This window comes from Nocardia cerradoensis NBRC 101014 (assembly GCF_000308535.1).
In the GTDB taxonomy this organism is placed as follows: Bacteria; Actinomycetota; Actinomycetes; order Mycobacteriales; family Mycobacteriaceae; genus Nocardia; species Nocardia cerradoensis.
Map to the genome: position 1 here is coordinate 1 of NZ_BAFW01000086.1, position 776 is coordinate 776.

A 776-nucleotide genomic window follows, 5' to 3' on the forward strand; every position below is an offset into this window, starting at 1 on the left:
TCGACGACGATCCGGCTGAATTCGGTGCCGGTCAGTTCGATCCGCACCCCGCGGCCGTCGAAGCGGGTATCCCAGAACTCCTTGCGGCCTTTGCCGCGGAAGACGCCGGCCGCGATCACGCCCGGGAAGAAGGTGCCGGGCGCGCGCATCCACGGCGGCCGCAGATCGACCTCGGCGGGCGCGACGGCCACGATGTGGGACAGATCGAAGCGCACCCGTTCGCACAGCGAGAGCAAACGGTGGGTGCCACGGACGTGGACGGTCACCGTCGTACCCGTGATCTCGATATCGACCATCGCACACCTCATCTCGCCGAGTGGGTCCTCGGGATCCATGGTGCCGATCGGTCCTGATCGGAATCTGTGCCGATCCTTTGAAATCTCTCAGATTTGCGAACCCGGTTACCGGCCGCGATCTGCGAGAATGCGCTCTTCGAGCCGCTGCGTCAGCGAGCGGACCCGCTCGTCGACGCTCAGCTTGTGATCCAGGGCCACGTTCACCGCGCCCCGTAGCAGGGCGTACGGTTCCCACCCCGCGGGCGCCACGGTGCGCGCGGAGCGGCGTTCGATGGCGCCGGCGATCACCTCGGCGGCCCGCCGGGCGGTGATGCGCTGATTCAGCGGCCAGGGCAGCAGCGCGCCGAATTCGGCGCCCAGCTCGTCCTCGTCCAGGGTGTCGTGGGTCATCGCCGTCTCCACCACGCCGAAATAGGCGATTCCGGCCGAGGCACCCGTCCCGCCGAGTTCCACCCGGAGCGCGCGCCCGAGCTGTTCCAC

General features: G+C 68.6%; 2 protein-coding genes. Both read right to left on the reverse strand.

Features of this window, described 5'->3' with window-relative positions; genetic code table 11:
* A partial coding sequence (locus tag ON23_RS09845) for a hypothetical protein (protein ID WP_039777691.1) occupies positions 1-296 on the reverse strand: 296 nt, incomplete at its 3' end.
* Between the two features lie 105 nt (positions 297-401).
* On the reverse strand, positions 402-776 hold a 375-nt coding region (locus tag ON23_RS09850), incomplete at its 5' end, for a hypothetical protein (protein WP_039777690.1).